The organism is Allobosea sp. 05T439, assembly GCF_056396005.1.
Genome location: NZ_JBFTKP010000020.1, coordinates 67,278 through 91,776 on the forward strand (window position 1 = coordinate 67,278; position 24,499 = coordinate 91,776).

Below are 24,499 nucleotides of genomic sequence, written 5' to 3' on the forward strand. Positions count from 1 at the left end.
GCTACGCAGCGCGGCTGACGCCTTCCATGCGTACCCGGCCATCGGAGCCTTCGGTCCAGGCTGCGATGCCGCCATCGGGCAGGCGCTTGGCCTTGACCAGGAAGTCGTCGCCTGCGATCAGTGGCGCGACGCCGCGGTAATCCAGCCTGATCGGTTCGCCGCCCGATAGCGTCGCGATGATGTTGAGCAGCAGCGTCGCCTGGATCGGCCCATGTACGACGAGGCCGTCATAGCCTTCCTCACCAGTCACATAGGGATAGTCGAAATGGATGCGATGGCTGTTGAAGGTGATCGCGGAGTAGCGGAACAGGAAGACCGGTGAACTCGCGACCTGCCAGACCAGATCGGCTGGCCGCGGCTGCTCTGGTGCCGCGGGGGAGGCCGGCGTGCCCGGCTTTGCGGCTTCGCGGTAGACGATGTTGTGGCGCTCGCGAAGCGCGACGCCGCGCGGGGTGACGAGTTCGTGGTCGACGGCGACGAAGCAGAGCGGCCCCGTGCGACCCTGCTTGTAGGAGATGTCGCCGATCACCGAGCGGCGCGTGACCTCGTCGCCCGTGCGCAGCGGCGCAAGGGTCTCGATCGTTCCGCCAGCCCACATCCGGCGCGGGAGCGGCACGGGCGGCAGGAATTCGCCCTTGGCGGCATGGCCATCAGTGCCGATCGCGCCCATCGGGGCGATCGGTGGCGCCAGACACCAGTGCAGGGCAAGCGGCGCCTCGCCCTCGGCATAGGGCGCCAGATGCGGCGCGAAGGTCGCTTCGAAGCTCCGCACCAGGCGCGGCGTGACCAGGTCGGCGGCTTCTTCGGTCCTGCCGGTCCAGCGCTTGAGGGCGTCAAGATCGATGCTCATCTCAGTAGGACCTCGGCATGCCCAACACATGTTCGGCGAGATAGGACAGGATCAGGTTCGTCGAGATCGGCGCGACCTGGTAGAGCCGTGTCTCCCTGAATTTGCGCTCGATGTCGTATTCCTCGGCAAAGCCGAACCCGCCATGCGTCTGCACGCAGGCATTGGCCGCCTCGAACGAGGCGTCGGCCGCCAGCATCTTCGCCATATTGGCTTCGGCCCCGCAATCCTTGCCCTGCTCGTAGAGCCGCACCGCCTCGCGCACCATCAGCTCGGCGGCGCGCATGTTGGCGTAGGCCTTGGCGATCGGGAACTGGACACCCTGGTTCTGGCCGATCGGCCGGCCGAAGACCTGCCGTTCCCTGGCATAGTTCGAGGCTTTCTCGATGAACCATTTCGCATCGCCGACGCATTCGGCGGCGATCAGGATACGCTCGGCATTCATGCCGGACAGGATGTAGCGAAAGCCCTTGCCCTCCTCGCCGATCAGGTTCTCGGCAGGCACGCGGACATTGTCGAAGAACACCTCTGTGGTGGCATGGTTCATCATCGTCCGGATCGGCCGGATGGTGAGGCCGGCTTTCAGCGCTTCGCGCATGTCGAGGATGAAGACCGAGAGCCCCTCGGTGCGCTTGGCGACCTGCTCGCGGGGCGTCGTGCGGGCCAGAAGCAGCATCAGGTCGGACTGCGCGGCGCGGCTCGTCCAGATCTTCTGCCCGTTGACGACATAATGGTCGCCCTCACGCCGGGCGAAGGTGCGCAGCGAGGTGGTGTCGGTGCCGCTGGTCGGCTCGGTGACGCCAAAGGCCTGCAGCCGCAGGGCGCCGGACGCGATCCTGGGGAGATAGTTGCGCTTCTGCTCGGCCGAACCATGCCGGAGCAGCGTGCCCATGATGTACATCTGGGCGTGGCAGGCGCCGCCATTGCAGCCTTGTCGCTGGATTTCCTCCATGATCACGGTCGCGGCCGAGAGCGGCAGGCCGGCCCCACCATATTCCTCCGGGATCAGCGCCGAGAGGAAGCCGCTTTCGGTCAGCGCGGTGACGAACTCGGCGGGATAGGCCATCTCGCGGTCGAGTTTGCGCCAGTACTCGCCGGGAAAGCCGGCACAGAGTTTTGCGACGGCGTCGCGGATCTCGGTGTGATCGAGGTCTTGCATGGCGTGCTGCTTGTCTCAGGCGGATTGGGTGGCGGCTGTCGCGGCGAACTCGGCCCGCAAGCTGGCTTCATGCTCGCCGAGCTCCGGCACGCGCCGCATCTGCGCGCGCTTCCCGTCGACGATGGCGGGAGGGGCCAGGACCTCGATCGGACCCGCCGGCGTCTCGACCGTCAGCGTCGTCGCGGCCGGGTGGGTGATCAGGTCGCCGACGCTGGACACCGTGCCATAGGCGATTGCGGCCTGATCGAGCGCGGCGGTGACGGCCGCAAAGGGCCTTGCGATCAGGATCGCCTGGATCGCGGCATCGAGCGCGGCCCGTTCCCGGACGCGGAGCACATTGCTGGCGAAGCGCGGGTCGTTGGCCAGGGCCTCGTCCTGAAGCACCTCGCGCGCCAGGACCTGCCATTCGCGCTCGCTCTGCACTGCCAGAAGCACATTGCCATCGGCGAGCTCGAAGACGCCATAGGGCGCGATCGAGGGATGGGCGAGGCCGAGGCGCGGCGGCTCGATCCCGCCATAGCGCCGGGTCAGATAGGGCACGTTCATCAGGTCGGCGATGGTGTCGAACAGCGAGAGCGCAATCTGCGAGCCTTCGCCGGTGCGGGCACGCCGGAGCAGAGCCTCGAGAATCGCCGCATAGGCGGCATTCCCGGTGGCGATATCGGCGATGGAGACGCCGATCCGCGTCGGTCCGGAGCTTTCGTTGCCGGTGATCGAGGACAAGCCGGCCTCCGCCTGGATCAGCAGGTCATAGGCCTTGCGCGTGTAATGCGGCGTGCCGGGCGCATAGCCCGAGACATCGCAGGTGATCAGGCGCGGATGGCGCTTGCGCAGCTCGGCGCTGCCGATGCCGAGGCGGCCGGTCGCGCCGGGAGCGAGATTCTGGATGAAGACATCGGCCTTGGCCAGCATCGCCTCGACCATGGCGAGGTCGTCGGGCTGCTTCAGGTCGACGCGGCAGGATTCCTTGCCGCGGTTGATCCAGACGAAATAGGAGGACAGGCCATTGGCGTAGTCGTCATAGCCGCGCGAGAAGTCGCCCTCCGCCCGTTCGAGCTTGATGACGCGCGCGCCGGCATCGGCCAGCCGGCAGGTCGCCACCGGCACGGCGACGGCCTGTTCCAGCGCCACGACCAGGATTCCTTCGAGAGCATTCGTCATCACGTTGAGCCAGTTGGTCTTGTCCTGCGGGCGAAACGGACCTTTCGAGCCACGCAAGTCAAATAGAGTTTTGCGATGGCATCCATAGCGCGGCGAACCGAGCGCGTCCGGCGGACGGACTATAGAAAATCGCTATGGCCTTCATCGCTTTATTCTTCTTGTCGGCCTCTTTCGCCTATGCGCCCCTTTCGGCCCCGGGAGACGCGCCGCCGCAAGAGCGCGCCCCAGTGCAATGAGGGAGATGCACCATGGTGAGGATGAAATGGGCGGCGGCGCTTGCCGCTGCTGCGATGCTCGGCGCGCCGGCGCTGGCGCAGGACAAGCCGAAGGAGCTCGTGGTCGGCATCGCGACCTTCCTCTCCGGCCCGGCCTCCGTCTTCGGTGTGCCGGGCAAGAACGCGGCCGATCTCTTGATCGAGGAGCTCAACGCCAAGGGCGGCGTTCTCGGCGTGCCGGTGAAGCCGGTCTATGTCGACGAGGGCGCCGGCACGAACCAGCTGCTCTCGGAATACCGCCGCGTCGTGCAGGAACAGGGCGCGCAGGTGATGTTCGGCGCGATTTCGAGTGGCAGCTGCAATGCGCTCGCTCCCGTTGCGGAGGACCTCAAGGTCGTCAACGTGATGTGGGATTGCGGCACGCAGACCATCTTCGAGGAGGGCAAGTGGAAATACTCGGTGCGCACGCAGGCTCATGCCGGCGCCGAAATGATGTCGACCTTGCTCTACCTGATGAAGGCCAAGCCGGACTTCAAGACGATTGCGGTGGTCAACCAGGACTATGCCTGGGGGCGCGAATCCTGGGCCCTGTTCCAGGCTGGCCTTAAGGCGCTGAAACCCGATGTGAAGGTCGTTGCCGAACTCTTCCCGAAATTCGGGGCTCCCGACTTCTCAACCGAGATCACGCGCCTCTCCGCCCTGCGGCCCGATGTCGTGCTCTCGACCTCCTGGGGCGGCGATCTCGACACCTTCGTCCAGCAGGCGGCGGCGCGCGGCCTGCTCAAGCAGTCGACCTTCGTGCTGCCGCTCGCGGAGAGCTCGCTGGAGCGCCTCGGCAATGTCCTGCCCGAGGGCGTGATCATCGGCGGGCGCGGCGACCATTACTGGCTGCACCCCAAGCACAAGAACTCGCCGGAGATGCTGTCCTTCGTGAAGAAGTACAAGGACAAGACCGGTGTCTACCCGATCTATCCGACCTTCCACATGGCGCAGGCCGTGATCGGGCTCGCCAAGGCCTATGAGAAGGCAGGCCAGGCCGCGGGCGCAAAATGGCCGAGCAAGGAGCAGGTGATCGCGGCCTTCGAAGGGCTCGAGTTCAAGAGCCTGACCGGGACGATCTCGATCCGTTCGGACCATCAGGGGCTCGAGGACCAGTTGCTCGGCACCACCAAGCGCGTGCCGGACTATCCCTTCGCCGTCTACGACAAGATGGCGCTCTATCCCGGCAAGCTGGTGACGACGCCGCTCGGCGAGAAGTCGCTGGAATGGTTCGCCAAGGTCAAGCCGGATCTGGTGAGGGATAAGTCGATCGAGACCTTCGACTACGCGAAATGAGGTGGATGGCGGGCTGTCCCGGTTCAAGCCGGATCAGCCCGTTCACCCCCTCCAGACTGCTGCCGTCACTCCGGGCGGGCCGGAACCATCGTCGATCACTGACCCCGCGATGGATGCCGGCCTTGGCGCTTCGCCGCAGCCGGGATGACGCTTCAACCCTGTGGCGCAAGGACGAAAAGCCAGTTCATGCCTCCTGAAATGCTCCTTCTCGCGGCGCTCGACGGCCTCGCCTATGGCTCGCTGATCTTCCTGGTCGCGGTCGGGCTGTCGCTGATCTTCGGCGTGCTCGGCGTGCTCAACGTGGCACATGGCAGCTTCTACGCGATCGGCGCCTATGTCGCGGCCGCCGGCGTGCTGGCGATGACAGGCAGGGGCTTGCCGGTCTGGCTGGCCTTTCCCTTCTTCATCGTCGCAGCCGTGCTGGTTGGCGTCGTCGTCGGCGGGCTGGTCGAGACCCTGCTGCTGCGGCGGATCTACGGCAAGGAGGAGGTGCTGCAGCTCCTCGTCACCTTCGCCGTCTTCATGATCCTCGAGGATGCGCAGAAGGTCGTCTTCGGGGTGCAGCCCTATTTCGCCAATGCGCCGATGAACTGGCTCGGCACCATTGAGGTCTTTGGCATCTTCTACACCCAGTACCAGCTCATCCTGATCCCGGTCGTGGCGCTTCTCGTGCTGGTGGGCTTGCGCCTCTTCCTGCGCCGCACCGCCTTCGGCCGTGCCATCGTGGCCGTGACGCAGGATCGCGAAGCGGCAACCGCGATGGGGATCGACGCGACGCGGGTCTACCTGATCACCTTCATCATCGGGGCCTCGCTTGCCGCGCTTGGCGGCGCGCTCTCCTCGGCCACGACCTCGCTCACCCCCGGCATCGGCTCGGGCATGATCGTGCTCTCCTTCGCGGTCGCGGCCACCGCCGGGCTCGGCCGCATCGAGGGCGCGGCGGTCGCGGCCCTGCTGATCGGGCTCGGCCGCTCGGTCGCCGTCTATTTCGCGCCAGAATTCGACGTGCTGATCCCCTATCTGATCATGGTCGCGGTGCTGCTGATCAAGCCCGAGGGCCTGTTCACCACCGTACAGACGAGGAAGGTGTGATGGCCCGCCAGCTCATCATCGGCGCGGGCCTGCTCGCTGCGCTCATCATCTTCCCGCTGCTCTCGCCCTGGTCGACGGTCATCCTGACCGTCGCGCTGTGCGAGGGGTTGGCGGCGCTCGGCATCCTCGTGCTGCTGCGGGCCGGGCAGGTCTCCTTCGGCCATGGGCTCTATTTCGCCTTCAGCGCCTATGTCGTGGCCTTCATGGCGGCGGCCCGCTTCGGCCATGAGGTGCTGATCCTCGTGCCGGTCGCAACCGCGGCCTCCGGGCTGCTTGCGGCCCTGGTCGGGCTCTTCGTCGTGCGCTACCGGGCGATCTTCTTCGGCATGCTGAACCTTGCCATCTCGATGGTGTTCTTCTCGCTGCTGGAGAAGCTGTTCTCGATCACGGGCGGTGCCGACGGCAAGCGCGTCCCGCGCCCCACGCTCGCCGGCATCAGCCTCGAGCGCGCCGAGTTCGAGCTCTGGATCTTCTACATCACGCTGGGCCTGGCGGTTCTCGCAGCGCTCGGCGTCGCGCGCTATCTCCTTTCGCCCGGCGGCAAGGCGTTGGAGGCGATCAAGTCGAACGAGACGCGGCTCGAATATCTCGGCGTCTCCAGCCGCAAGGTGCTCTTCGGCGCCTATGTGCTGTCGGGCCTGCTGGCCGGCCTCGGCGGGGCGGTCATCGCGCTCGTCTCCGGCCATGTCACGCCGGAACTGGCCTATTGGGTCCGTTCGGGCGAGTTCGTCTTCATCGCCATCCTGGGCGGGGTAGGCGGCGTCGTCGGCCCCTTCCTCGGGGCGTTGATGTTCCAGATCATCCGGGGCTATGCGGCGGTCTACGCGCCCGAGACCTGGCATGCGGTGCTCGGCGTGATGCTTCTCGTCATCATCTTCTTCGCGCCGAACGGGCTCTATGGCCTGATGACGGGCCGCAAGCCGGCGGGGACGGGCCAATGAGCGCACTCATCCTCGAAGCCCGGGACCTCGAGCTGCGCTTCGGCGGCGTGCAGGCCGCGAATGGCGCGAGCCTCAAGGTCCACGCCAATGAACGCATCGCGATCATCGGACCCAACGGCGCCGGCAAGACCACCTTCATCAATCTCTGCACCGGCTATCTCAAGCCGCAGGCGGGGTGGGTGTTCTTCGCGGGAAGCGACATCACGGCGCTCTCGCCGCGCGCCATCACCCGGCTCGGCGTCGGTCGTTCCTTCCAGATCCCGCAGCTCTTCCTCGAGAACACGGTGATCGAGAACCTCTTGCTGGCGCTCAGCGCCCGGGAGGGGACATGGTCGCCCTTCCTCAGGCTCGACCGTCATCCGAAGACCGAGGAGATGTGGGCGCTGCTCGACATCGTCGGGTTGAAGGAGGCCGGCCGCCGCATCGTGCGCGAGCTGCCGGAGGGCATGCGCAAGCTCATCGACATCGCGGTCGCGCTCGCGCTCGAACCGAAGCTGATCTTCATGGACGAGCCGACCAGCGGCGTCTCCAGCCACGAGAAGTTCCAGGTGATGGATACGCTCACCCGCGCGCTCGATGCCCGCGCCACCACCGCCATCTTCGTCGAGCACGACATGGATGTGGTCGCGCGCTACGCCAGCCGCGTCGCCGTCTGGGCCGGCGGGCGCATTGCCCATGAGGGCACGCCCGACGAGATCCTGAACCATCCCGAGGTCCGCGAGACCGTCATCGGCGTGGGAGTCTGATCATGCTGGAGATCAAGGGCCTGACTGCCGAGATCGAGGGCGTGCAGGTGCTGCGCAAGGTCGATCTGTCCCTGGCCGAGGGCGCGACGGTGGCGCTGATCGGCCGCAATGGCGCGGGCAAGACCAGCCTGCTGCGTGCCATCATGGGCTTCTTGAAGGTGACTGCCGGGGAGATCTCCTTCGACGGCAGGCCGTTGCTGCAGGTCAAGCCGCATGAGCGCCCGCGCCTTGGCATCGGCTACGCCCCGGAAGACCGCCGCCTGTTCTCGACATTCACCATCCAGGAGAATATCCGCCTGCCGGCCGAGGTGATGAGGGTGCGCGAGGCCGAGATCGCCAGGCGCCTGGAAGGCGTCTACCAGGTGCTGCCGGAACTCGCCGATCTGCGCCACCGGCCGGCCGCCGGCCTCTCCGGCGGGCAGGGCAAGATGGCTGCGCTGGCGCGCGCACTGATGGTCGGCACGCGCATCATTCTGCTGGATGAGCCGTTCCAGGGGCTCGCCCCCGTGCTCGCCAATCGTTATGCGGCTGCCTTGCGCGCCCTGCGCGACAGCCATCCCGACATCGCCTTGCTCATCACCGAATCCAATCCCAGCCTGCTCCGGACCTTCGCCGAGCGCAGCTATGCGATCGAGCGCGGCGAGGTGACCGAGATTGCCGGCGGTCTGGCGGCGAGTTCGCTGGAAGCCGCAGGCCTGCATTGACTTCGGAAGGACACCCTATGACGCAGCATTTCATCAATGGCCGCCATGTCGACGGCCGGACCGGCGAAACCATGGCGGTCCTTGCGCCCGCGACCGGCGAGGAATTCACCCGCATCGCCTGCGGCACGGCCGAGGATATCGACGATGCGGTGAAGGCGGCTCAAGCCGCCTATGAGGGCGCCTGGGGCAAGCTGACGGCCGCAGAGCGGGGCCGGCTGATTGCGAAGCTTGCGCTCAAGGTGCAGGACCATTTCGACGAACTGGCCAGGATCGAGGCGCAGGATACCGGCAAGCCGATGGCGCAGGCCAGGGCCGATATCGAGGCGACGGCGCGCTATTTCGAATTCTATGGCGGCGCGGCGGACAAGGTGCATGGCCATGTCATCCCCTTCATGAACGGCTACAGCGTCAGCGTCGTGCACGAGCCGCACGGCGTCACCGGCCATATCCTGCCCTGGAACTATCCGGCGCAGATGTTCGGCCGCTCGCTGACGGCGTCGCTCGCCATGGGCAATGCGGTGGTGCTCAAACCCGCGGAGGAGGCCTGCCAGACGGCGCTCAGGCTGGCCGTCCTGGCTTCCGAAGTCGGCTTTCCCGATGGCGCGATCAATATCGTCACCGGGCGCGGCCATGAGGCGGGCGCTGCGCTCTCGGCCCATCCCGGCATCGGCTTCATGTCGTTCACCGGCTCGCCCGAGGTCGGCAAGATGGTGCAGAAGGCCTGCGCCGAGAACCTGATCGGCTGCACGCTGGAACTCGGCGGCAAATCCCCGCAGATCGTCTTCGACGATGCCGATTTCGACGCGGCGGTTCCGATCGTCTGCAAGGCCATCGTGCAGAATACCGGGCAGACCTGCTCCGCCGGCAGCCGCGTGCTGGTCCAGAAAAACGTCTATGACGCCTTCGTCGGCGCCGTCGCCAGGCAGTTCTCCACGCTGCGGGCCGGAACGCCGGAGATGGATCTCGATTGCGGGCCGGTGATCAACGCCAGGCAGCAGGGCCGGGTGCAGAGCTTCATTGACCAGGCCCGCGAGCAGGGCATCCCGGTCCTCGCCGAAGGGCAGATCGCGCAAGGCGTGCCGAATGGCGGCTTCTACGTCACGCCGACCCTGTTCGGCCCGGTGCCCCGGGGCAACCGGCTGGAGCAGGAGGAGGTCTTCGGGCCGGTGCTCTCGGCGTTCCCGTTCGAGGACGAGAGCGACGCCATCCGGCTTGCCAATTCGACCGCCTATGGACTCGTGGCCGGCATCTGGACCGGCAATGGCGGGCGTCAGCAGCGCGTGGCGAAGGGCGTCCGCGCCGGCCAGGTCTTCATCAATGGCTATGGCGCCGGCGGCGGCATCGAGCTGCCCTTCGGCGGCACCGGCAAGAGCGGTCATGGCCGCGAGAAGGGCTTCATGGCGCTGGAAGAGTTCGCGGTGACCAAGACGATCGTCCACAAGCACGGCTGACTCTTTCACGGTGAAGCGCCGGAACCTCGCCGAAAACCCTCTCCGATAGTTATCGGGAGGGAATTGCGCCCCACCTTCTCCCCTTGCGGGAGGAGGTGGCCCGAAGGGCCGGATGAGGGGGCGCGGTGCCCTTGCCGGTTATCGCCCCGCAAGCCTCAAACCTTCCAACGTCGCGCGACCCCTCACCCCAACCCTCTCCCGCAAGGGGAGAGGGGGCAGATCGCGCCGAATCCCGCCTCGGTCGCTGCCATCTATCTTGCGATGGTGGCGGCATCGAGCATGCGCTACGGCCTGTTCGGCATCGCCTTCGCCTGGGGCTCGCCAACCACGCGGGCCGCTCTACGATCATGCCGGGTTCGCGGCGCTGGCAGTGGTCGCTGCCGCCTTGATGCTCGCGGCCACGCTTGCGGCTGCGCTGGCGCGGCGCGCGCCGACGCCCTCCAAGGCATGAGCCTCGAGGCGGATGCCTACATCAGGATCACATGGCGGATCGTGCGGCCTTCGGCCAGCGCGTCAAAACCCTCGTTGATCTCGTCGAGCCCGCTCGTGCTGGTCAGCAGCTTGTCGACCGGCAGCTTGCCGCGCAGGTAGAGGTCGATGAAGCGCGGGATGTCGCGGCCGGGGATGCAGCTCCCGACATAGGAGCCCTTCAGGGTCCGCTCCTCGCCGACCAGCTTGACCGGAGCGAGCGCGAGCGTGTGCGCCGGGTTGGCAAGGCCGGCCGTGGTCGTCGTGCCGCCGCGCCTGGTGATCTGATAGGCGAGCTCGAGTGCCTTGACCGAGCCTGCCATCTCCAGACCGTGGTCGACGCCGCCTTTGGTCGCCGCGCGGATCGCCTCGACGGCGCCGGGATCGCCGGCATTGAAGGTGTCGGTAGCGCCCAACTCGCGGGCGATCCGGAGCTTGTCCTCGGAGAGATCGACCGCGATCACGCGGGCGGCGCCGCAGGCGACAGCGCCGAGCAGCGCGCTCAGCCCGACGCCGCCGAGGCCGACGACGGCGACGCTCTCGCCGGCGCGGACCTTTGCCGTGTTCACCGCGGCGCCAACCCCGGTCAGCACCGCGCAACCGAACAGCGCCGCGATCTCGTGCGGGATATCGGCCTCGATCTTCACCAGCGAGTAGCGCGAGATCACCGCATGCTCGGCAAAGGCCGAGACGCCGACATGGTGGTTCACCGCCCGGCCATGGGCCGAGAGCCTGCGCCCGCCGCCGAGCAGCTCGCCTGCGCCATTGGCCGCGTTGCCGGGCTCGCACAGGGCAGGGCGACCCTCGCTGCACGGCGCGCAATGGCCGCAGGAGGGGACGAAGACCATGATGACGCGGTCGCCCTTCTTGAGGTCGTTCACGCCGGGGCCGGGCTCGACGACCTCGCCGGCCGCCTCATGGCCGAGCACCATCGGCACCGGACGGGGCCGGTTGCCGTCGATCACCGAGAGGTCGGAATGGCAGAGCCCGGTGGCCCGCACGCGGACCAGGACCTCGCCCGGGCCGGGCGGCGCAAGCTCGACCTCTTCGATCGCAAGCGGCCTGGAACGCGCATAGGGCGCGGCGACTGGGCTGGCATTCAGGACGGCGGCGCGGATCTTCACGGGCGTTTCCTTGGGCAGGCTGAGTTCTATGGCCGGCCGAAGGTCKGGCGCGATGCGAGCCCTGTCAAAGAGGAAATCGCGATCAGCCGTATAAGGCCGGGCGATCACCGTCCTCACCGAGCGTCGCCGTCCAGGTTTCGTCGGCCACCAGCCCGCGCAGGATCTCCCAGGAAAGCTGGCCGATGGCGCGCGCCGCAGCCGGCATCGGGCGCTCGGTCGAGTAGGCGAGATAGACCTTACGATGGAGTGCGGGCCGGTCGATCCGCCAGGTCTGGAAGATGCCGGCCCTGGCCTGCGCGCTGACGGCCATGCGGGGCAGGATGCCGTAGCCCAGCCCACGCTCCGCCAGCCGCTTGATCTGCGAGTAGGATTCGATCTCGATCGCCGGGTTGATGGCGGCGTGGACGCCAAGCGCGGCCTCGTCGATCTGGTCGCGCAACCCGTGCCCCTGGCCCGGCAGGATCAGATCGAGTTTGGCCGCCTCGGTCAGGCTGACGGTGCCCCCGGCCGGCGCCGCGACAGCATTCAGCGAAGGCGCTCCGAACAGGCAGAGCTCCTCGGTCAGGACATGGTGGATGCCGAGGCCCTTGGGGTCGGAGGTCGAGTAGATCACCGCGAGGTCGACCTCGCCGCGGCGGAGCCAGTCGAGCACGAAGCCGCTCATCGCCTCGGCGATACGGATGCGCACCGCGGGGTAGCGGTCCCGCGCCGCCTCGATCAGCGGCACGCTGAACTGTTCGCTGACGGTGCCTGGCAGGCCGATGCGGACCTCGCCGCCGGGCGCGGCCGATACGCCGCGCACGGAGTCGCGCAGTTCGGCGAATTCGGCGAGGATGGAGCGGGCCCGCGCGAGCAGGCGCTCGCCTGCTTCGGTCGGGATGACGCCGCGCGTGCCGCGATGCAGGAGCGGCACGCCGAGCTCATCCTCCATATGGCGCAGATGCTGGCTGAGCGCCGGCTGGGCGACGCGCAGCTTGGTTGCAGCCTTCGAGAACGAGCCCTGTTCGACGATCGCGGTGAAATAGCGGAGCTGGCGCAGATCCATCGCGGCTTCATCTCTCCCGGCGGCCCATGAATGATCGCCGCATGGTGGTAGCGTCCGCGGCGTGCGAAGGCCAGAGACCCCCGGCACGGCGATGCAACGGCTGAACGGCAACGCGCTGCGGGGCGCAGCGAAACGACGTGAAATCAGCGTCGTGTCGCGCGCTCCCTGAAACACTCTTGCCGGGGGGCGCCCAAGCTTTCGGTTATGCGCGCCAGAGCGAAGGCTTATTGGCCGTCACGCAACGGCACGTGCATCCTCGCAGGTGGCGTGAGGACGGGAGGCCCTCTTCAAGGAGCGCCTCATCCGAAACGCCCAGCAGCAGCAACCGGCGCAAGACGCCGGATGGTCACGTTCAGGAGGAATGCCATGTCCAGGGATCTGATCTTGCCGAGCCGTGCCAGCCGTCGCGGCTTCCTCAGCGGCGCTGTCGCGCTTGCGGCGGGGGCGACCATGCCGATCGGCGCCATGTCCTTCGCCAAGGCGCCGCTCTCCAACAATCAGGCGCCCTATTTCTACCGCTTCATGCTCGGCCCTTCCGAGGTGACGGTCATCTCCGACGGGCCGCTGCCGCTCGGGGACCCCGGCACGAATTTCGTCGGCGTCGCCAAGGACGAGGTCTACAGGATGCTGGAGACGAACTTCCTGCCGAAGGACAATGTCGTCCTCGAGCAGAACGTTCCGGTGGTGAATTTTGGCGATCGGCTGGTGATGTTCGACACCGGCATGGGCTTTTCGAAGGCCTTCGGCCCGACGACCGGGCGCCTGCAGAAGAGCCTGCAGGAGGCCGGCATCAAGCCCGGGGATATCGACGCCATCGTCTGCAGCCATGCCCATATCGACCATATCGGCGGCATCTGCACGGCGGACGGCAAGGCCAATTTCCCCAATGCGCAGATCTATATCAGCCAGATCGATTTCGATTTCTGGACGGATGAAAGCAAGCTCGGCTCGCCTCTCAAGGCCTTCGTCGAACACGCGCGCGCCAATCTTCTGCCGGTGCGCGACCGCATCGTCTTCTTCCGGGATGGTCAGGAATTCCTGCCGGGCATCCAGGCGATCGCGGCGCCGGGCCACACCGCCGGCCATCACATCTTCATGGTGTCCTCGGGCGGAAAGACCTTCGCATTCCTTGGCGATCTGACCCACCACGCGGTGCTGCTGCTCGAGAAGCCGCTGATGGAATTCGCCTATGACAGCGACCCCAAACAGGCCGCACAGTCGCGCGTGAAGCTGCTCGGCATGCTGGCGGCCAACAAGACACCCGTAATGTCCTATCACTTTGCCTGGCCGGGTTTCGGTAATCTGGCCAAGGCGGGCGATGGCTACCGTTATTTTGCCGCACCTATGGACATGCTGCGTGGGTGAGTGAGCTGCGCTGCGGTGCTCCTCCCCCTGCGGCGCCTCACCGGGGCCGGGGTCTGCACGAATGCTTCGGCCTTCGCGCAGGCTCCGGCCTTCCCTTGCCGGGCCTTTCAGTCTCGCAGGGGGCGGGGCACCGTCACCGGGCGTGCCTCGCGGGCCTGGGCGGCAAGGCGCATCGGTGCATTGACCGCGCCAAAACCGGAATAGCCGCCGCGACGCTCGACGATCTCGAAGAAGAAGCGCTGGGCGAAGACGTGACTGTAGACCTGCAGGAACTCGGCCTCGCCGTCGCGGTCGTAGAGGATGTGGTGCTCGCGCAGCCGGTCGATGACGTCGGGCTCCAGTCCGTGCCGGGCCTCCAGGTCGTCGTAATAGTTCGCGGGGATGTCGAGGAAGGACAGCCCTGCCGCGCGCATCGCCGTGACGGCGGCAAAGATGTCGGGTGCGCTGAAGGCGATATGTTGCACGCCAGAGCCGAAATGCTCGGAGACGAAGCGCGAGGAGAGCGTCCGTGTCGCCTGCGAACCGTTGAGCACGAAGCGGACGGCACCGTCTCTGCTGATGATCGGCCGGCTCGCGACCAGTCCGGCGGGATCCGCGACATCGGTTTGCTGGATGCGCTCCAGTTCGAAGAGCGAGGTATAGAACAGCAGCCAGGACAGCATCTCCTCGTAGTCCATCGACTGCGAGATATGGTCGACGCTGTCCAGGAGGGCAGGTGAGGGCGCGCGCTCATCTACCGTTGCGATGAACTCCTTCTCCCAGACATGGCCGAGCTCGCCCTTGGGCTCGGTGAAGTAGATCAGCGCGCCGCCGACTCCACGGATCGCCGGAATATGCATCTCGCCCGGCGCGATCGGCTGCTCGAAGGCTGCGATTTTGAGCTGCTTCGCCCGCGCCATGGCCTGCGCCACATCCGCCACCCGCAGGCCGATCGCACAGACGCCGGGCCCGTGCATGATCGCATGCGACTGGGCAAAGCCGTCCTTCTCGGTGTTGAGCACGAGATTGATGCCGCCCTGGCTCCAGCGCGTTACCGCTTTGCTGACATGGTGCCCGGTCTGCCGGAAGCCGAGCGCGGTGAAGAGTTCCGCCAGGCTGTGGGCCGTCTCCTCGTCGAGCGCGAACTCGATGAACTCGACGGCAAGGCAGGGCGCGCGCGGTGGCAGCTCCGGCGCGACCTGGTCGGCGAGCTGGATCAGCGAGCGCACGCCGTCGGTCGCGAGCCGCCGGGCCGAGCCGGCGCGAAACTGGTCGTTGAAGACCTCGAGTGAGAGCGGCCCGGAATAGCCCGTCGCCTCGACGGCCCTGACGAAATTCGCCACCGGCAGATCGCCCTGTCCGGGGAAGCAGCGGAAATGCCGGCTCCAGCTCAGCACATCCATGTCCAGCGCGGGCGCATCGGCGAGCTGGACGAGGAAGATGCGGTCTCCGGGGATCGTCGTGATCGGCCCCAGGGGCGAGCGCCGCGCAAGCGTGTGGAACGAGTCGAGGATCAGGCCGATGCGCGGATGGTCGGCCCGGCGCACGATCTCCCAGGCGTCGCGGTAGTCGTTGATATGCCGGCCCCAGGCCAGCGCCTCGAACCCGACCTTGACGCCATGTTTCTCCGCCAGGGCTCCGAGCTCTCGCAGATCGGCCGCTGCACGGTCGATGCCGGCCTCGGCCGGCGGCGAGACATTGGAGCAGATCAGCATCAGCTCGGCGCCGAGCTCGTTCATGATCGCGAATTTGCGCTCGGCCCGGGCGAAGGCGCGGGCGCGCTGCGGCTCCGGCATGCCCTCGAAATCGCGGAAGGGCTGGAAGGCGGCGATGCCCAGGCCGAGATCGGCGATCATCCGGCCGACATCGCGCGGGCTGCCGTCGAAGGTCAGGAAGTCATTCTCGAAGACCTCAACCGCATCGAACCCGGCGCCGGCGATGGCTTGCAGCTTCTCGGCAAGATCGCCGCTGAGCGAGACGGTGGCGATCGAGGTCGGTTTCATGCTGCACCTGTCCCGGACAAGACCCGCAGCGGAGCGGGCTTGACGGTTGCCCCGGTTCGGGCTGCCTCTGCAACGGCCTCGACGACCGCCAGCGTGCGGGCGGCATCGGCTGCGCCGGTCAGCGGCGCTTCGCTGCCGCGGATGACGGCGCAGAAGTGCCTGAGTTGTTCGGCCAGCGGTTCGACAGGCTCGACGCCACGGCTCTCGTGCTGGAGCGGCTCCCACCAGCCGGCCTTGTCCCCGTAGTGCCAGAAATCGAGCTTCGGCAAGGCCAGCGAGCCTTCGCTGCCGACGATCAGGTAACAATGGCCCTCGCGCTGCGGATAGGCCTTGTTCTCGCCCGAACTGAGCTCCCAGCTCCAGGGCGAGGGCGTTACGTCCGAGACGGTCGCGGTCCCGAGTGCACCATTGCTGAAGCGGAAGATCAGGGCGGCGCTGTCCTCGACGGCAAAGCCGCGTGTCGCGTTGGAGGTGATGGCCTGCACGCTGTCGATCTCGCCGCAGATGAAGCGGAGATTGTCGATATCGTGGATCAGGTTGATCAGCACTGGCCCGCCGCCCGGCTCGCGCCGCCAGGCGACGTCGAAATAGTCGTCCGGCTTCTTGATCAGGAACAGCGCATTGACGGCGACCAGTCGGCCGATGCCGCCTTCGCCGACGATCCTTCGCGCCGCCTTGACGATCGGGTTGTGGCGGCGGTGATGGCCGGCAAGCACGGCGACGCCCGTGCGCGCCTGGGCATCGACGAGCTGTTGCGCCGCAGCGACGCTCTCGGCGAGCGGCTTCTCGACCAGCACCGGCACGCCGGCCTCGAGGCAGTCGATCGCGCCCGGGACATGCAGCGCATTGGGCGTCGCGATGATGGCGCCGTCCGGCTTCATCGCTGCCAGCATCTCCTGCTGCGACGGGAACCAGCGCAGATTCCGCTCGGCCGCGATGGCCTTTGCCGCCTCGGTCGGGTCGCAGATGGCGGCCAGTGAGCAATCCGGCGAGGCCTCGATGCGCAGGAGATGGGCGCGGCCGATCAGGCCGGCGCCGACGAGCGCGATCTGGAGAGGTTTGCTCATGCGGCCTCCGTCATTGCGCCGCCGAGGAAAAGCTGGCCGACGCGCGGATCGGCGAGGATATCGGCAGCCGGTCCCTGCATCCTGGTCTGGCCCAGCTCCAGCACAAGCCCCTCATCGGAGATCTCCAGCGCCGAGCGGGCATTCTGCTCGACCATCAGGATGGTGACGCCGCGCGTGCGCAGATTCTGCAGAATGCCGAAAGTCTCCTGCACCATCATCGGCGACAGCCCGATCGAGGGCTCGTCGATCAGCACGAGCTTGGGGTCGAGCAGCAATCCGCGCACGATCTCGAGCTGTTTCTGCTCGCCGCCCGAGAGGGTGGACGCCTGCTGGTCGGCCTTGCGGCGCAGCGCCGGAAAGCGATCGAGCGCGGCTTCCAGCCGCTTCGGCATATCGGTGATGCGCGAGCCCGCCGCGACTGCGCCGAGCTCGATATTATGGCGCACGGAGAGCTCGGGGAAGATGTTGCGCCCCTGCGGCACATAGCAGATGCCGGCCTCCAGGAGCTTGCGCTGGTTCCAGTGGGTGATTTCGGTGCCGTCCAGCCGGATATGGCCCTCGCGGACCTTGAGCAGGCCGAAGATCGCCTTGAAGACGGTCGACTTGCCGGCGCCGTTGGGGCCGATCACCGTGGTGATGGCGGCGCGCCGGACCTTGAAGCTCGTGCCGTTCAGGATGGTCATGGCGCCATAGCCGCCGACCACGCCGTCGAGTTCGAGGATATGGGCGTCCATTCCAGTCGCTCCTCAATGGCCGAGATAGGCTTCGATGACCTGTGGATTGGCCCTGACTTCGGCAGGCGTTCCCTCGGCCAGGACCTTGCCTTCCGCCAGCACGAGCACGCGGGTGCAGAGCGACATGACGAAGTCCATGTTGTGCTCGATCACCACGAAGGTCGCGCCCTGCTCGGCATTGATGGCGCGCAGGCGCTCCTTGAGGTCGCCGAGCATGGTCAGGTTGACGCCGCCCGCCGGCTCATCGAGCAGCACGAGGCGGGGCCCCGCCATGAAGGCCATCGCGGCATCGAGCAGCTTCTGCTGGCCATAGGAGAGCCCGCCCGCCTTGGCGTCGACGAGATGGCCGAGTTTGAAGAAACCGATCATCCGGTCGGCCTTCTCCGTCAGCCCGGCATCGCGCCGCCCGAAGAAGCGCGTGAGCATCGTGCCCTCATGTTCCTGGCCGGCGAGGATCAGGTTCTCGCGCACCGAGAGCTCGGGGAAGACCTGGAGCAGTTGGAATGTGCGGCTGACGCCGAGGCGGTTGAGGTCGGAGGGGCGCATGCCGGTGACCTCCTTGCCGTCGAGTTTCACCGTGCCCTCGGTCGGGTCGAGCTGGCCCAGGATGCAGTTGAACAGGGTCGACTTGCCGCAGCCATTCGGCCCGATGATGCCGAGGATCTCGCCCTCCTTGACGGAGAAGGAGACACCGTTCACCGCCTTGATGCCGCCGAAGGCCTTGTGGATGTTCGAGACTTCKAGGACCGGGCTCATGAGCGGCCTCCGGTGTTGGCGGCCACGCTCTTGCCGATCTTGCCCTTGCCGGTGAGCTTCGCCCAGCCGCGTTCGAGCAGGCCGCTCACGCCCTGCGGGCAGGCGATCAGCAGCAGCATGACGATGGTCGCGAAGATGATCAGGTAGAGCGACCCGACGACGCGCAGCCATTCCGGCAGCACCACGCCGAGCAGCGCGCCGATGAACGGGCCGAGCAGGTAGCCGGCGCCGCCCGCGACCACCATCAGCAGCAAGAAGAAGCTCTGCGACAGCGAGAAGGGCGAGGGGTCGATGAATTCGACCAGCGGAGCGTAGAGCGCGCCGGCAAAGCCGGCATAGGCCGAGCCGATGGCGAAGGCGAGCAGCGTGTACATGCGCGTGTCGATGCCGAGGCTGGCGGCCCGGATCGGGTTCTCGCGCAGCGCCGTGAAGGCGCGGCCCCAGGGCGAGCGGATCATCCACCATAGCGCGATCGCCAGGATCAGGGTGACGATGACGACGAAACGGTGGAAGGCGAGCGCGCCGTCGAGCTTGAGCCCGAAAAAGCTGGGGCGCGGGATGTTCGAGAGCCCGAAGACGCCGCCGGTCAGCCATTGCTCGTTGCGCAGGATCAGCCAGATCAGCGTGGAGAAGGCGAGCGTGACGAAGGCGAGGTAATGCGCCTTGACCCGCAGCGCCGGGAAACCGAGCACCAGCCCGACCGCGAAGGTCAGCAGGCCCGAGATCGCAAAGGAGGCGTACCAGTTCAGCCCGGCCTTGGTGGTCAGCAGCGCCGTCGCATAGGCGCCGAGCCCCATGAAGGCGGCCTGTGCCAAAGACTTCAGGCCGGCATAGCCGAGCGTCAGGTTGAGGCCCATCACGGCAATGCTCATCACCAGCCAGAGCGAGAGCACATAGGTACCATAGCGGCCCATGCCGGCCGGGGCGAACCAGAGGATGACGGCGCCGAGCATCAGCGTGATCAGGGTGCCGTCGGCGAAGGCGGCAAGGGACGGCACTCTTGAAAGGCGGCCGCGCTGCTGCGGCAGGCTTGCCTCGGTCGCGGGCGCGGTCATACGCGGCGCTCCTCTTTGCGGCCCATCAGGCCTTCCGGCTTGAGCAGGATGATGACGACGAGAAGAACGAGCGGCACGGCCAGGCGATAGGAGGATGAGATATAGGCCGCCGCCATGCTGTCGACGATGCCGACCACGAGTCCGCCGACCAGCGCGCCGCGCACCTGGTTGAAGCCTCCGACGATGGCGGCGATGAAGGCGAACAGGCCGATGACCTCGCCGTTCGAGAATTTTGCCAGATAGATCGGTGAGATCAGCACCGAGGCGACGACGGCGAGCGCGGCGTTGATCACGAAGGTCAGCAGGACCATGCGCTCGACCGGGATGCCGAGAATGCGCGCGACGGTCGGGTTCTGGGCCGTGGCCTGCATCTGTCGGCCAAGCCGCGTGCCGCCGACGAACCATTGCAGCAGGCCGATCACCGCGAATGCAACGACGATGATGGCGACATGCTGCAGCGAGATCGAGGCGCCGAAGACCGAGATCGTCTGGGTCGGCACGAACGAGGGGAAGTTCTGTGCCTCCGCCGAGAAGCCGTCCTTGGCGCCTTCCTTCATGATGATCGAGAGCGCCATCGTGGCGATGGCAAGCGGCAGGACGCCGTGCCGGATCATCGGATCGACCACCGCGACCTTGAACCCGACGCCGAAGATCAGGATGAAGGCGGCGATGCCGATCAGTGCGCCCAACCAGATCGGCGCGCCGAACAGCTTGATGGCGAGCAGGACCAGCACCGCCGGCAGCATGACGAACTCGCCCTGGGCGAAATTGATCGTCTGAGAGGTCTGCCAGACCAGCGTGAAGCCGATCGCGGCCAGCGCGTAGATCGCGCCGGTGGCGATGCCGGCGATGAGATAGGCGATGAATTCAGCCATGGCGCGTCCTTGTCCTGTTGGCGCTGCCTGTGTTCCGACCTGCCGTGGTCCCCCCGGCGCTGGCGGCCGCAGGCCGCATGGAGCCGCAAGCCAGTTCCGGCGCGTTGCGTCCGCTTCTGGATCCCGGGCGTCCGTGCGGTCGCCCGGGATGACGTGACGAGGTGTCGTCGTCGTGAGGCTGGGTCTTACGGCTTGATCTTGGGCAGGGTCGCGTTGATCACCTGCTTGCCGTTGATCACCTCGGCGAGGAAGCTCTCGCGGTCGAGGTCGCCATTGCTCTCGATGGTGGTTTCCATCAGGATTCCCGGCTCGTCCGAAGGCTTGATCGTCGCGCCGCGCAGCGTATCGGCGAGGCCCTTCTTGTCGAACTTGTTCTGCTTCTCGGTCGCCCACTTGATCATGTAGACGGCCATGTAGCCCTTCAGGCCGTTATGGTCGGAGGCATAGTTGTACTTGGCCTGGTACTTCTTGCCGAATTCCTGGAAGGCCGGGATCGGCGCGTCGATCGAGAGGCCGACATGGCCCTTGACGCCGTTGGCAGCGTCGCCCGCGAGCTCGATGACCTTGGCGCCGAGCAGCGTCGTCTCGCCGACCATTGGCTTGCTGATGCCCTGCTGCTTGGCGGCGCGCAGGAAGCGGGCGCTCTCTTCCTCGTTGAGATAGACGAAGATGGCGTCGGCATTCGAGTTCTTGATCTTGATGGCGTCGGCGGCGAAATCGGCCTGGCCCTGTTCGGTCGCGACATCGGCCGCCACCTTGATGCCGGCCTTCTCGAGTTCGGGCAGGATGGCGTCGCGCCCGCCCTTGCCGAAGTCGTTATTGACCCAGACGACGGCGACCGAACCCGCCTTGACCGTGTTCTTCAGATAGTTCGCGATCTTCGGCATCGCCGCCGCCTGGCTGAGCGAGGTGCGGAACAGGTACTGGTTGCCCTGCTTGGTCAGGCCGGCAGCCTCGCCGCCGACGAACTGGGCGATCTCTGCACGCTGGGAAATCTGCATCGAGGCGCCGATCGGGCCGGAGAAGACCGGGCCGAGCACGGCATAGGTGCCCTCGTCGATGGCGCGCTGCACCGCGGCGCGGGTGTTCCCCGGGTTGGTCTGCGTGTCGTAATGGACGATCTCGATCTGCTTGCCGAGGATGCCGCCCTTGGCATTGATGTCGGCGACGGCGAGATCGATGCCGTTCTTCCAGTTGGTGCCGGCGGTCGCGCCCGCACCCGAGAGCTCGACGACGTCGACGAGCTTGACCTTGTCCTGCGCCAGCGCCGGCGTCGCGAGCCCTGCGCCGAGGGCCGCGGCGATGATCCATTTGAATGTCATGATGTTTCCTCCAGTTGTCCGGTTTCTTGTCTCCGCCCGGTCTCGCCGGGGCGTCGCTCAGGCAGCGCGATCGATCGTCGCGCGCGCCGCCATGACCCTGTCGAAGGCCTCGGCCTTCGCGTTATCCGAAGGCTCTGCGCCGATGATCTCGATCAGGTGGCACCGCGCTTCGAAACGGGCGGCCCGTGCGGCCGCCGCGTGCATCGCCAGTGACACAGAATGCGCGATCGGCGAGCCGAGCAGCACACGCGTGGTCCTGTTGGCGACGGCGATTGCCGGCATGTCCGATCCCTCTTGGCTCGCCCGTCATGGTCGCAGGCGTTGCCATACGTCAGATAAACCGATTTAGGCTAGTAACGCGATAACCAATTCAATCGCATTACCTAACCTGATGTTATCTTTTCCACCGCCTTGACTGGGGCGCGCAGGCGGGATGAGACCACCGCGTTCATCTCCTCGCGCAGCAGGGTGACGAAGGTTTCGGCATAGAGCGAGGGCGCCTTGTCGTTCTTGATCGCAACATAGGTCTGGAAGCGGGTCGGCTCCTCGATCGGGATCGCGGTGATGCCCTGCATCGAGCCATGCGCGACGGTGAACTGGTCGATGATGGCGATGCCGAGCCCGGCCCGCACGAGCGAGCAGACCGTGGTGCCGAAGCGGGCCTTGATCCGCATGTCATAGGCCAGGCCCTGCCGGCTGAAGATCTCGCTCATGACCCGGCCATAGGGATCGTTGGGATCGATGCCGATCAGTTCGTGCTGCACGATCTCGCGCGCCGACAGGCAGGCGCGGCCGGCAAGCTCATGGCTGTCGGGGACGATGCAGAGCAGTTCGCCCACCGCCAGGGGGACGAAATCGATACCGGGATGGTCGAGCTTGTAGCTCATCGCCGCGATCTCGCCCTTGCCGAGCAGGAGATAGTCGAGCGCCTCCTCGATCTTCAGGATGTTGATGTCGATGCGCAGGTCCGGATGCTTGCGCCGCAGCCGCTCGATCGCACGAGGCACCATGACATGGCAGATGCTCGGCACGGAGCCGAGCTTGAGCTCGATCTCGCCGCCGCGCTCGATGCGGGCGAGCGTGTAATGCAGGTCGTCGACCTTCTTGTAGACCCCGTTGATCTGCTCGAAGATGTCGTTGGCCTCAGGGGTCGGAATGTAGCGCCCATGCCGGCGCTCGAACAGTTTCAGCCGCAGCGTACGCTCGGTATGCTTCATCAGGCGGCTGATGCCCGGCGCCGAGACGCTGAGCAGCTTGGCCGCCCCGGCAATCGTGCCGGTGATCATGATGGCGCGGATCACCTCGATCTGGCGGAGGGTCAGCATGACCGGCGTATCCTTCCCCATCCAGTTTTGCGACAAGCGGAGGCGAGGGCCGGATGACTGTCAAGCGGGCCGGACGGGAGCAGATCGTGGAAGTCGAGATCAGGCGGGTAACCGCGGCGGACATGGCCCTGTTCGACCGCGTCGACGAGGATGTCTTCGACGAGCCGGTCGATCCGGCAAGGCTCAGCGCTTATCTCGCCTCGCCGGGCCATCTCATGCTTGTCGGGCTTCGCCAGGACGTGGTGGTGGCGCAGGTCGCTGCCGTGATCCATCGCCATCCCGACAAGAAGACGGAACTCTATATCGATGAGGTCGCCGTTGCCCCCGCGCTGCAGCGCCAGGGGTTGGCGCGGCGGATGCTTGACGACATGTTCGCCTGGGGCCGCGAACTCGGTTGCGAGGAGGTCTGGGTCGGAACCGAGCTGGACAACGAGCCGGCGCGCGCGCTTTACGAACGGCCGTTCGGATCGGGCGGCGTCTTCGTCATGTATGCCTGCGTGCTCTAGGCTTGGGGCCTGTCACTCGCGCTATCGCTCTGGCACCGCAATCGGGCTTTCGGTGCCTCGCCAGGGACGACGATGGCTGACGACGAGACCGCGATGCAACTCGGCGAGGACGAACTGCGCGCGATCGCGCTCTATGCCGCAAGCTGTGCCAGGCAGGCGCTGCCGCTTTTCGAATCCAGATACCCTGCCGATCATCGTCCGCGAGACGCGATCGAGGGTGCGGAGGCGTTCGGGCATGGAGGCAGGCGGACCGCTCTGTTACGCTCGCAGGCCTGGGCGGCGCATGCCGCCGCTCGCGAGGCGCAGGATCCTGCCGCCACTGATGCCGCCCGAGCCGCCAGTCTCGCGGCCGCGGCCGCGTATCTGCACCCCAAGGCCACTCCGCACCAGGTCAGGCACATCCTCGGCGCAGCGGCTCATCAGGCACAGGCCCTGGAAATCGCAGCGGGAGATGACGAGACCGTCGGCAATGAGCAGCTTCGCTGGGCTCTGAAACACGCGCCTCCGGCCGTTCGCGACGTCTTGCGGCGCATGCCCAACGTGCCTGCCGGTCGAAGCCGCATGGGAGATTTCCTCCGTGAGCTCGACACCGGCCTTCGGGGCTAGTGGCCGGCTCTTCTGCGAATTCGCGCAAGGGTCGCACCCCGGTCTTCAGGGGTCGGAACCCGGGCCGGGGCGCTCGAGACGACGCCGTGCCGGGGAGCGCGCTTCAGTCTGCGCCCGGCAGTTTTCGGGTCAGTTCGGCCTGGGTTTGCAGGAGCGGCAAGGTCTTGCTGGCAAAACCCTTCAGTTCGGTATCCGTGCCAGCCTGGGCGTAGCCGGAAAACAGCGCCATCGCCTCGTCCTGGGCTTGCTTCTGCGCGCCGACATAGGCGCGGTCGAACTCAGGCCCCTGCTTGTCGCCGAGCTCGCGCAGGATGTCCTGATGCGCCTGGTCGGGCCGTTCCGGCAGGGCGATGCCAGAGCGCTTCGCCACGATCTGGCGCAAGCCGGTGCCTGCGATCGTGCGGTCGTTCACGGCCTGATGCGCAAAGGCCTTGATCTCGGGCGAGGAACTCTTCTGCAAGGCGAGCGTGCCGAGCTCGACGGCCATCATGTTCGAGACTGCGGCTCGTCTGACGAATTCATCGGCCTGGAGCGCTTCCTGTGCAGGAGCACGGGAAACGCAAAACGCCAGTGCCACCAGGGCAAGCAGGACTGCTCTCATCAATTCCTCGCAGCTGT

General features: G+C 66.6%; 24 protein-coding genes. 9 read left to right on the top strand and 15 right to left on the bottom strand.

Going from position 1 to position 24,499, the window contains the following annotated elements:
- Nucleotide 1 precedes the first annotated feature (1 nt).
- Genes AC1DIO_RS21880 through AC1DIO_RS21890 form a run of 3 tightly spaced genes read right to left on the bottom strand, consistent with a single transcriptional unit; the run spans nucleotide 2 to nucleotide 3,167 of the window.
- A complete protein-coding gene (locus tag AC1DIO_RS21880) occupies nucleotides 2–850 on the bottom strand; it encodes an HTD2 family dehydratase (RefSeq protein ID WP_476854066.1) in 849 nt (282 codons plus the stop codon).
- Between the two features lies 1 nt (nucleotide 851).
- Nucleotides 852–2,006 carry an acyl-CoA dehydrogenase family protein gene (locus tag AC1DIO_RS21885; protein ID WP_476854067.1) on the bottom strand — a complete coding sequence of 385 codons (1,155 nt, stop codon included), beginning with the start codon at nucleotides 2,004–2,006 and terminating at the stop codon, nucleotides 852–854.
- 15 nt (nucleotides 2,007–2,021) lie between these two features.
- On the bottom strand, nucleotides 2,022–3,167 hold the full coding sequence (locus AC1DIO_RS21890; protein ID WP_476854068.1) for a CaiB/BaiF CoA transferase family protein: 1,146 nt from the start codon (nucleotides 3,165–3,167) through the stop codon (nucleotides 2,022–2,024).
- A gap of 248 nt (nucleotides 3,168–3,415) precedes the next feature.
- Between AC1DIO_RS21890 and AC1DIO_RS21895 the strand changes: the two genes are divergently transcribed.
- The 6 genes from AC1DIO_RS21895 (at nucleotide 3,416) to AC1DIO_RS21920 (ending at nucleotide 9,651) form a co-directional block, all read left to right on the top strand.
- Entirely contained in the window at nucleotides 3,416–4,717 is a 1,302-nt protein-coding gene (locus tag AC1DIO_RS21895) for an ABC transporter substrate-binding protein (RefSeq protein ID WP_476854069.1), read from the top strand.
- A 186-nt stretch (nucleotides 4,718–4,903) separates the two neighbouring features.
- Complete coding sequence (locus tag AC1DIO_RS21900; protein ID WP_441504802.1) at nucleotides 4,904–5,809, top strand: branched-chain amino acid ABC transporter permease; 906 nt, start codon at nucleotides 4,904–4,906, stop codon at nucleotides 5,807–5,809.
- On the top strand, nucleotides 5,809–6,750 hold the full coding sequence (locus tag AC1DIO_RS21905; RefSeq protein WP_113510798.1) for a branched-chain amino acid ABC transporter permease: 942 nt from the start codon (nucleotides 5,809–5,811) through the stop codon (nucleotides 6,748–6,750). The genes AC1DIO_RS21900 and AC1DIO_RS21905 overlap by 1 nt, the downstream gene beginning before the upstream one ends.
- The gene (locus tag AC1DIO_RS21910; protein WP_441488765.1) at nucleotides 6,747–7,496 is read left to right on the top strand and encodes an ABC transporter ATP-binding protein; all 750 of its coding nucleotides are present in this window, start codon (nucleotides 6,747–6,749) and stop codon (nucleotides 7,494–7,496) included. Before AC1DIO_RS21905 ends, AC1DIO_RS21910 begins: the two co-directional genes overlap by 4 nt.
- A gap of 2 nt (nucleotides 7,497–7,498) precedes the next feature.
- Nucleotides 7,499–8,200 (top strand): ABC transporter ATP-binding protein, encoded by a 702-nt coding sequence (locus AC1DIO_RS21915; RefSeq protein ID WP_441504800.1) that lies wholly within the window; start codon nucleotides 7,499–7,501, stop codon nucleotides 8,198–8,200.
- A gap of 17 nt (nucleotides 8,201–8,217) precedes the next feature.
- On the top strand, nucleotides 8,218–9,651 hold the full coding sequence (locus AC1DIO_RS21920) for an aldehyde dehydrogenase family protein (RefSeq protein WP_441504799.1): 1,434 nt from the start codon (nucleotides 8,218–8,220) through the stop codon (nucleotides 9,649–9,651).
- A 467-nt stretch (nucleotides 9,652–10,118) separates the two neighbouring features.
- On the opposite strand, the gene AC1DIO_RS21925 is transcribed toward AC1DIO_RS21920, so the two are convergent.
- Nucleotides 10,119–11,243 carry a zinc-dependent alcohol dehydrogenase family protein gene (locus AC1DIO_RS21925; protein WP_476854070.1) on the bottom strand — a complete coding sequence of 375 codons (1,125 nt, stop codon included), beginning with the start codon at nucleotides 11,241–11,243 and terminating at the stop codon, nucleotides 10,119–10,121.
- Between the two features lie 82 nt (nucleotides 11,244–11,325).
- Nucleotides 11,326–12,288: a LysR family transcriptional regulator gene (locus tag AC1DIO_RS21930; protein WP_441504797.1), complete on the bottom strand. Its 963-nt coding sequence runs from the start codon at nucleotides 12,286–12,288 to the stop codon at nucleotides 11,326–11,328.
- Between the two features lie 366 nt (nucleotides 12,289–12,654).
- Here AC1DIO_RS21930 and AC1DIO_RS21935 point away from each other — a divergent pair, with 366 nt between their 5' ends.
- On the top strand, nucleotides 12,655–13,653 hold the full coding sequence (locus AC1DIO_RS21935) for an MBL fold metallo-hydrolase (protein ID WP_441504796.1): 999 nt from the start codon (nucleotides 12,655–12,657) through the stop codon (nucleotides 13,651–13,653).
- Nucleotides 13,654–13,760: 107 nt separating this feature from the next.
- On the opposite strand, the gene AC1DIO_RS21940 is transcribed toward AC1DIO_RS21935, so the two are convergent.
- The 9 genes from AC1DIO_RS21940 to AC1DIO_RS21980 all read right to left on the bottom strand — a co-directional run bounded on the left by AC1DIO_RS21940 (nucleotide 13,761) and on the right by AC1DIO_RS21980 (nucleotide 22,769).
- Nucleotides 13,761–15,635 (bottom strand): bifunctional sugar phosphate isomerase/epimerase/4-hydroxyphenylpyruvate dioxygenase family protein, encoded by a 1,875-nt coding sequence (locus AC1DIO_RS21940; protein WP_441504795.1) that lies wholly within the window; start codon nucleotides 15,633–15,635, stop codon nucleotides 13,761–13,763.
- Nucleotides 15,632–16,702 carry a Gfo/Idh/MocA family protein gene (locus AC1DIO_RS21945; protein WP_476854071.1) on the bottom strand — a complete coding sequence of 357 codons (1,071 nt, stop codon included), beginning with the start codon at nucleotides 16,700–16,702 and terminating at the stop codon, nucleotides 15,632–15,634. The genes AC1DIO_RS21940 and AC1DIO_RS21945 overlap by 4 nt, the downstream gene beginning before the upstream one ends.
- Nucleotides 16,699–17,436 (bottom strand): ABC transporter ATP-binding protein, encoded by a 738-nt coding sequence (locus tag AC1DIO_RS21950; protein ID WP_441504793.1) that lies wholly within the window; start codon nucleotides 17,434–17,436, stop codon nucleotides 16,699–16,701. Before AC1DIO_RS21950 ends, AC1DIO_RS21945 begins: the two co-directional genes overlap by 4 nt.
- 12 nt (nucleotides 17,437–17,448) lie before the next feature.
- Nucleotides 17,449–18,192 (bottom strand): ABC transporter ATP-binding protein, encoded by a 744-nt coding sequence (locus AC1DIO_RS21955; protein ID WP_441488756.1) that lies wholly within the window; start codon nucleotides 18,190–18,192, stop codon nucleotides 17,449–17,451.
- Nucleotides 18,189–19,247, bottom strand: coding sequence for a branched-chain amino acid ABC transporter permease (locus AC1DIO_RS21960; RefSeq protein ID WP_441504792.1), 1,059 nt, complete (start codon nucleotides 19,245–19,247; stop codon nucleotides 18,189–18,191). Before AC1DIO_RS21960 ends, AC1DIO_RS21955 begins: the two co-directional genes overlap by 4 nt.
- A complete protein-coding gene (locus AC1DIO_RS21965; RefSeq protein WP_441488754.1) occupies nucleotides 19,244–20,122 on the bottom strand; it encodes a branched-chain amino acid ABC transporter permease in 879 nt (292 codons plus the stop codon). Before AC1DIO_RS21965 ends, AC1DIO_RS21960 begins: the two co-directional genes overlap by 4 nt.
- Before the next feature lie 185 nt (nucleotides 20,123–20,307).
- The gene (locus AC1DIO_RS21970) at nucleotides 20,308–21,444 is read right to left on the bottom strand and encodes an ABC transporter substrate-binding protein (RefSeq protein ID WP_441488753.1); all 1,137 of its coding nucleotides are present in this window, start codon (nucleotides 21,442–21,444) and stop codon (nucleotides 20,308–20,310) included.
- Between the two features lie 57 nt (nucleotides 21,445–21,501).
- On the bottom strand, nucleotides 21,502–21,726 hold the full coding sequence (locus AC1DIO_RS21975) for a hypothetical protein (RefSeq protein WP_441504791.1): 225 nt from the start codon (nucleotides 21,724–21,726) through the stop codon (nucleotides 21,502–21,504).
- Between the two features lie 101 nt (nucleotides 21,727–21,827).
- A complete protein-coding gene (locus tag AC1DIO_RS21980; RefSeq protein WP_441504790.1) occupies nucleotides 21,828–22,769 on the bottom strand; it encodes a LysR family transcriptional regulator in 942 nt (313 codons plus the stop codon).
- 53 nt (nucleotides 22,770–22,822) lie between these two features.
- Between AC1DIO_RS21980 and AC1DIO_RS21985 the strand changes: the two genes are divergently transcribed.
- Both AC1DIO_RS21985 and AC1DIO_RS21990 read left to right on the top strand, forming a co-directional pair.
- Entirely contained in the window at nucleotides 22,823–23,275 is a 453-nt protein-coding gene (locus tag AC1DIO_RS21985; RefSeq protein ID WP_441504789.1) for a GNAT family N-acetyltransferase, read from the top strand.
- Nucleotides 23,276–23,347: 72 nt separating this feature from the next.
- Nucleotides 23,348–23,881 carry a putative immunity protein gene (locus AC1DIO_RS21990; RefSeq protein WP_476854072.1) on the top strand — a complete coding sequence of 178 codons (534 nt, stop codon included), beginning with the start codon at nucleotides 23,348–23,350 and terminating at the stop codon, nucleotides 23,879–23,881.
- Between the two features lie 103 nt (nucleotides 23,882–23,984).
- Here AC1DIO_RS21990 and AC1DIO_RS21995 read toward each other — a convergent pair whose 3' ends face one another.
- Nucleotides 23,985–24,482 carry a DUF4142 domain-containing protein gene (locus AC1DIO_RS21995; RefSeq protein ID WP_441504787.1) on the bottom strand — a complete coding sequence of 166 codons (498 nt, stop codon included), beginning with the start codon at nucleotides 24,480–24,482 and terminating at the stop codon, nucleotides 23,985–23,987.
- Between the last annotated feature and the right edge of the window lie 17 nt (nucleotides 24,483–24,499).

Coding starts and splice junctions, on each gene's coding strand:
- AC1DIO_RS21975 (WP_441504791.1), bottom strand. CDS start 21,726: ATGCCGGCAATCGCCGTCGCCAACAGGACCACGCGTGTGCTGCTCGGC.
- AC1DIO_RS21895 (WP_476854069.1), top strand. CDS start 3,416: ATGGTGAGGATGAAATGGGCGGCGGCGCTTGCCGCTGCTGCGATGCTC.
- AC1DIO_RS21990 (WP_476854072.1), top strand. CDS start 23,348: ATGGCTGACGACGAGACCGCGATGCAACTCGGCGAGGACGAACTGCGC.
- AC1DIO_RS21980 (WP_441504790.1), bottom strand. CDS start 22,769: ATGCTGACCCTCCGCCAGATCGAGGTGATCCGCGCCATCATGATCACC.
- AC1DIO_RS21960 (WP_441504792.1), bottom strand. CDS start 19,247: ATGACCGCGCCCGCGACCGAGGCAAGCCTGCCGCAGCAGCGCGGCCGC.
- AC1DIO_RS21965 (WP_441488754.1), bottom strand. CDS start 20,122: ATGGCTGAATTCATCGCCTATCTCATCGCCGGCATCGCCACCGGCGCG.
- AC1DIO_RS21920 (WP_441504799.1), top strand. CDS start 8,218: ATGACGCAGCATTTCATCAATGGCCGCCATGTCGACGGCCGGACCGGC.
- AC1DIO_RS21910 (WP_441488765.1), top strand. CDS start 6,747: ATGAGCGCACTCATCCTCGAAGCCCGGGACCTCGAGCTGCGCTTCGGC.
- AC1DIO_RS21930 (WP_441504797.1), bottom strand. CDS start 12,288: ATGGATCTGCGCCAGCTCCGCTATTTCACCGCGATCGTCGAACAGGGC.
- AC1DIO_RS21970 (WP_441488753.1), bottom strand. CDS start 21,444: ATGACATTCAAATGGATCATCGCCGCGGCCCTCGGCGCAGGGCTCGCG.
- AC1DIO_RS21945 (WP_476854071.1), bottom strand. CDS start 16,702: ATGAGCAAACCTCTCCAGATCGCGCTCGTCGGCGCCGGCCTGATCGGC.
- AC1DIO_RS21915 (WP_441504800.1), top strand. CDS start 7,499: ATGCTGGAGATCAAGGGCCTGACTGCCGAGATCGAGGGCGTGCAGGTG.
- AC1DIO_RS21885 (WP_476854067.1), bottom strand. CDS start 2,006: ATGCAAGACCTCGATCACACCGAGATCCGCGACGCCGTCGCAAAACTC.
- AC1DIO_RS21995 (WP_441504787.1), bottom strand. CDS start 24,482: ATGAGAGCAGTCCTGCTTGCCCTGGTGGCACTGGCGTTTTGCGTTTCC.
- AC1DIO_RS21935 (WP_441504796.1), top strand. CDS start 12,655: ATGTCCAGGGATCTGATCTTGCCGAGCCGTGCCAGCCGTCGCGGCTTC.
- AC1DIO_RS21950 (WP_441504793.1), bottom strand. CDS start 17,436: ATGGACGCCCATATCCTCGAACTCGACGGCGTGGTCGGCGGCTATGGC.
- AC1DIO_RS21880 (WP_476854066.1), bottom strand. CDS start 850: ATGAGCATCGATCTTGACGCCCTCAAGCGCTGGACCGGCAGGACCGAA.
- AC1DIO_RS21900 (WP_441504802.1), top strand. CDS start 4,904: ATGCCTCCTGAAATGCTCCTTCTCGCGGCGCTCGACGGCCTCGCCTAT.
- AC1DIO_RS21985 (WP_441504789.1), top strand. CDS start 22,823: ATGACTGTCAAGCGGGCCGGACGGGAGCAGATCGTGGAAGTCGAGATC.
- AC1DIO_RS21940 (WP_441504795.1), bottom strand. CDS start 15,635: ATGAAACCGACCTCGATCGCCACCGTCTCGCTCAGCGGCGATCTTGCC.
- AC1DIO_RS21905 (WP_113510798.1), top strand. CDS start 5,809: ATGGCCCGCCAGCTCATCATCGGCGCGGGCCTGCTCGCTGCGCTCATC.
- AC1DIO_RS21890 (WP_476854068.1), bottom strand. CDS start 3,167: ATGACGAATGCTCTCGAAGGAATCCTGGTCGTGGCGCTGGAACAGGCC.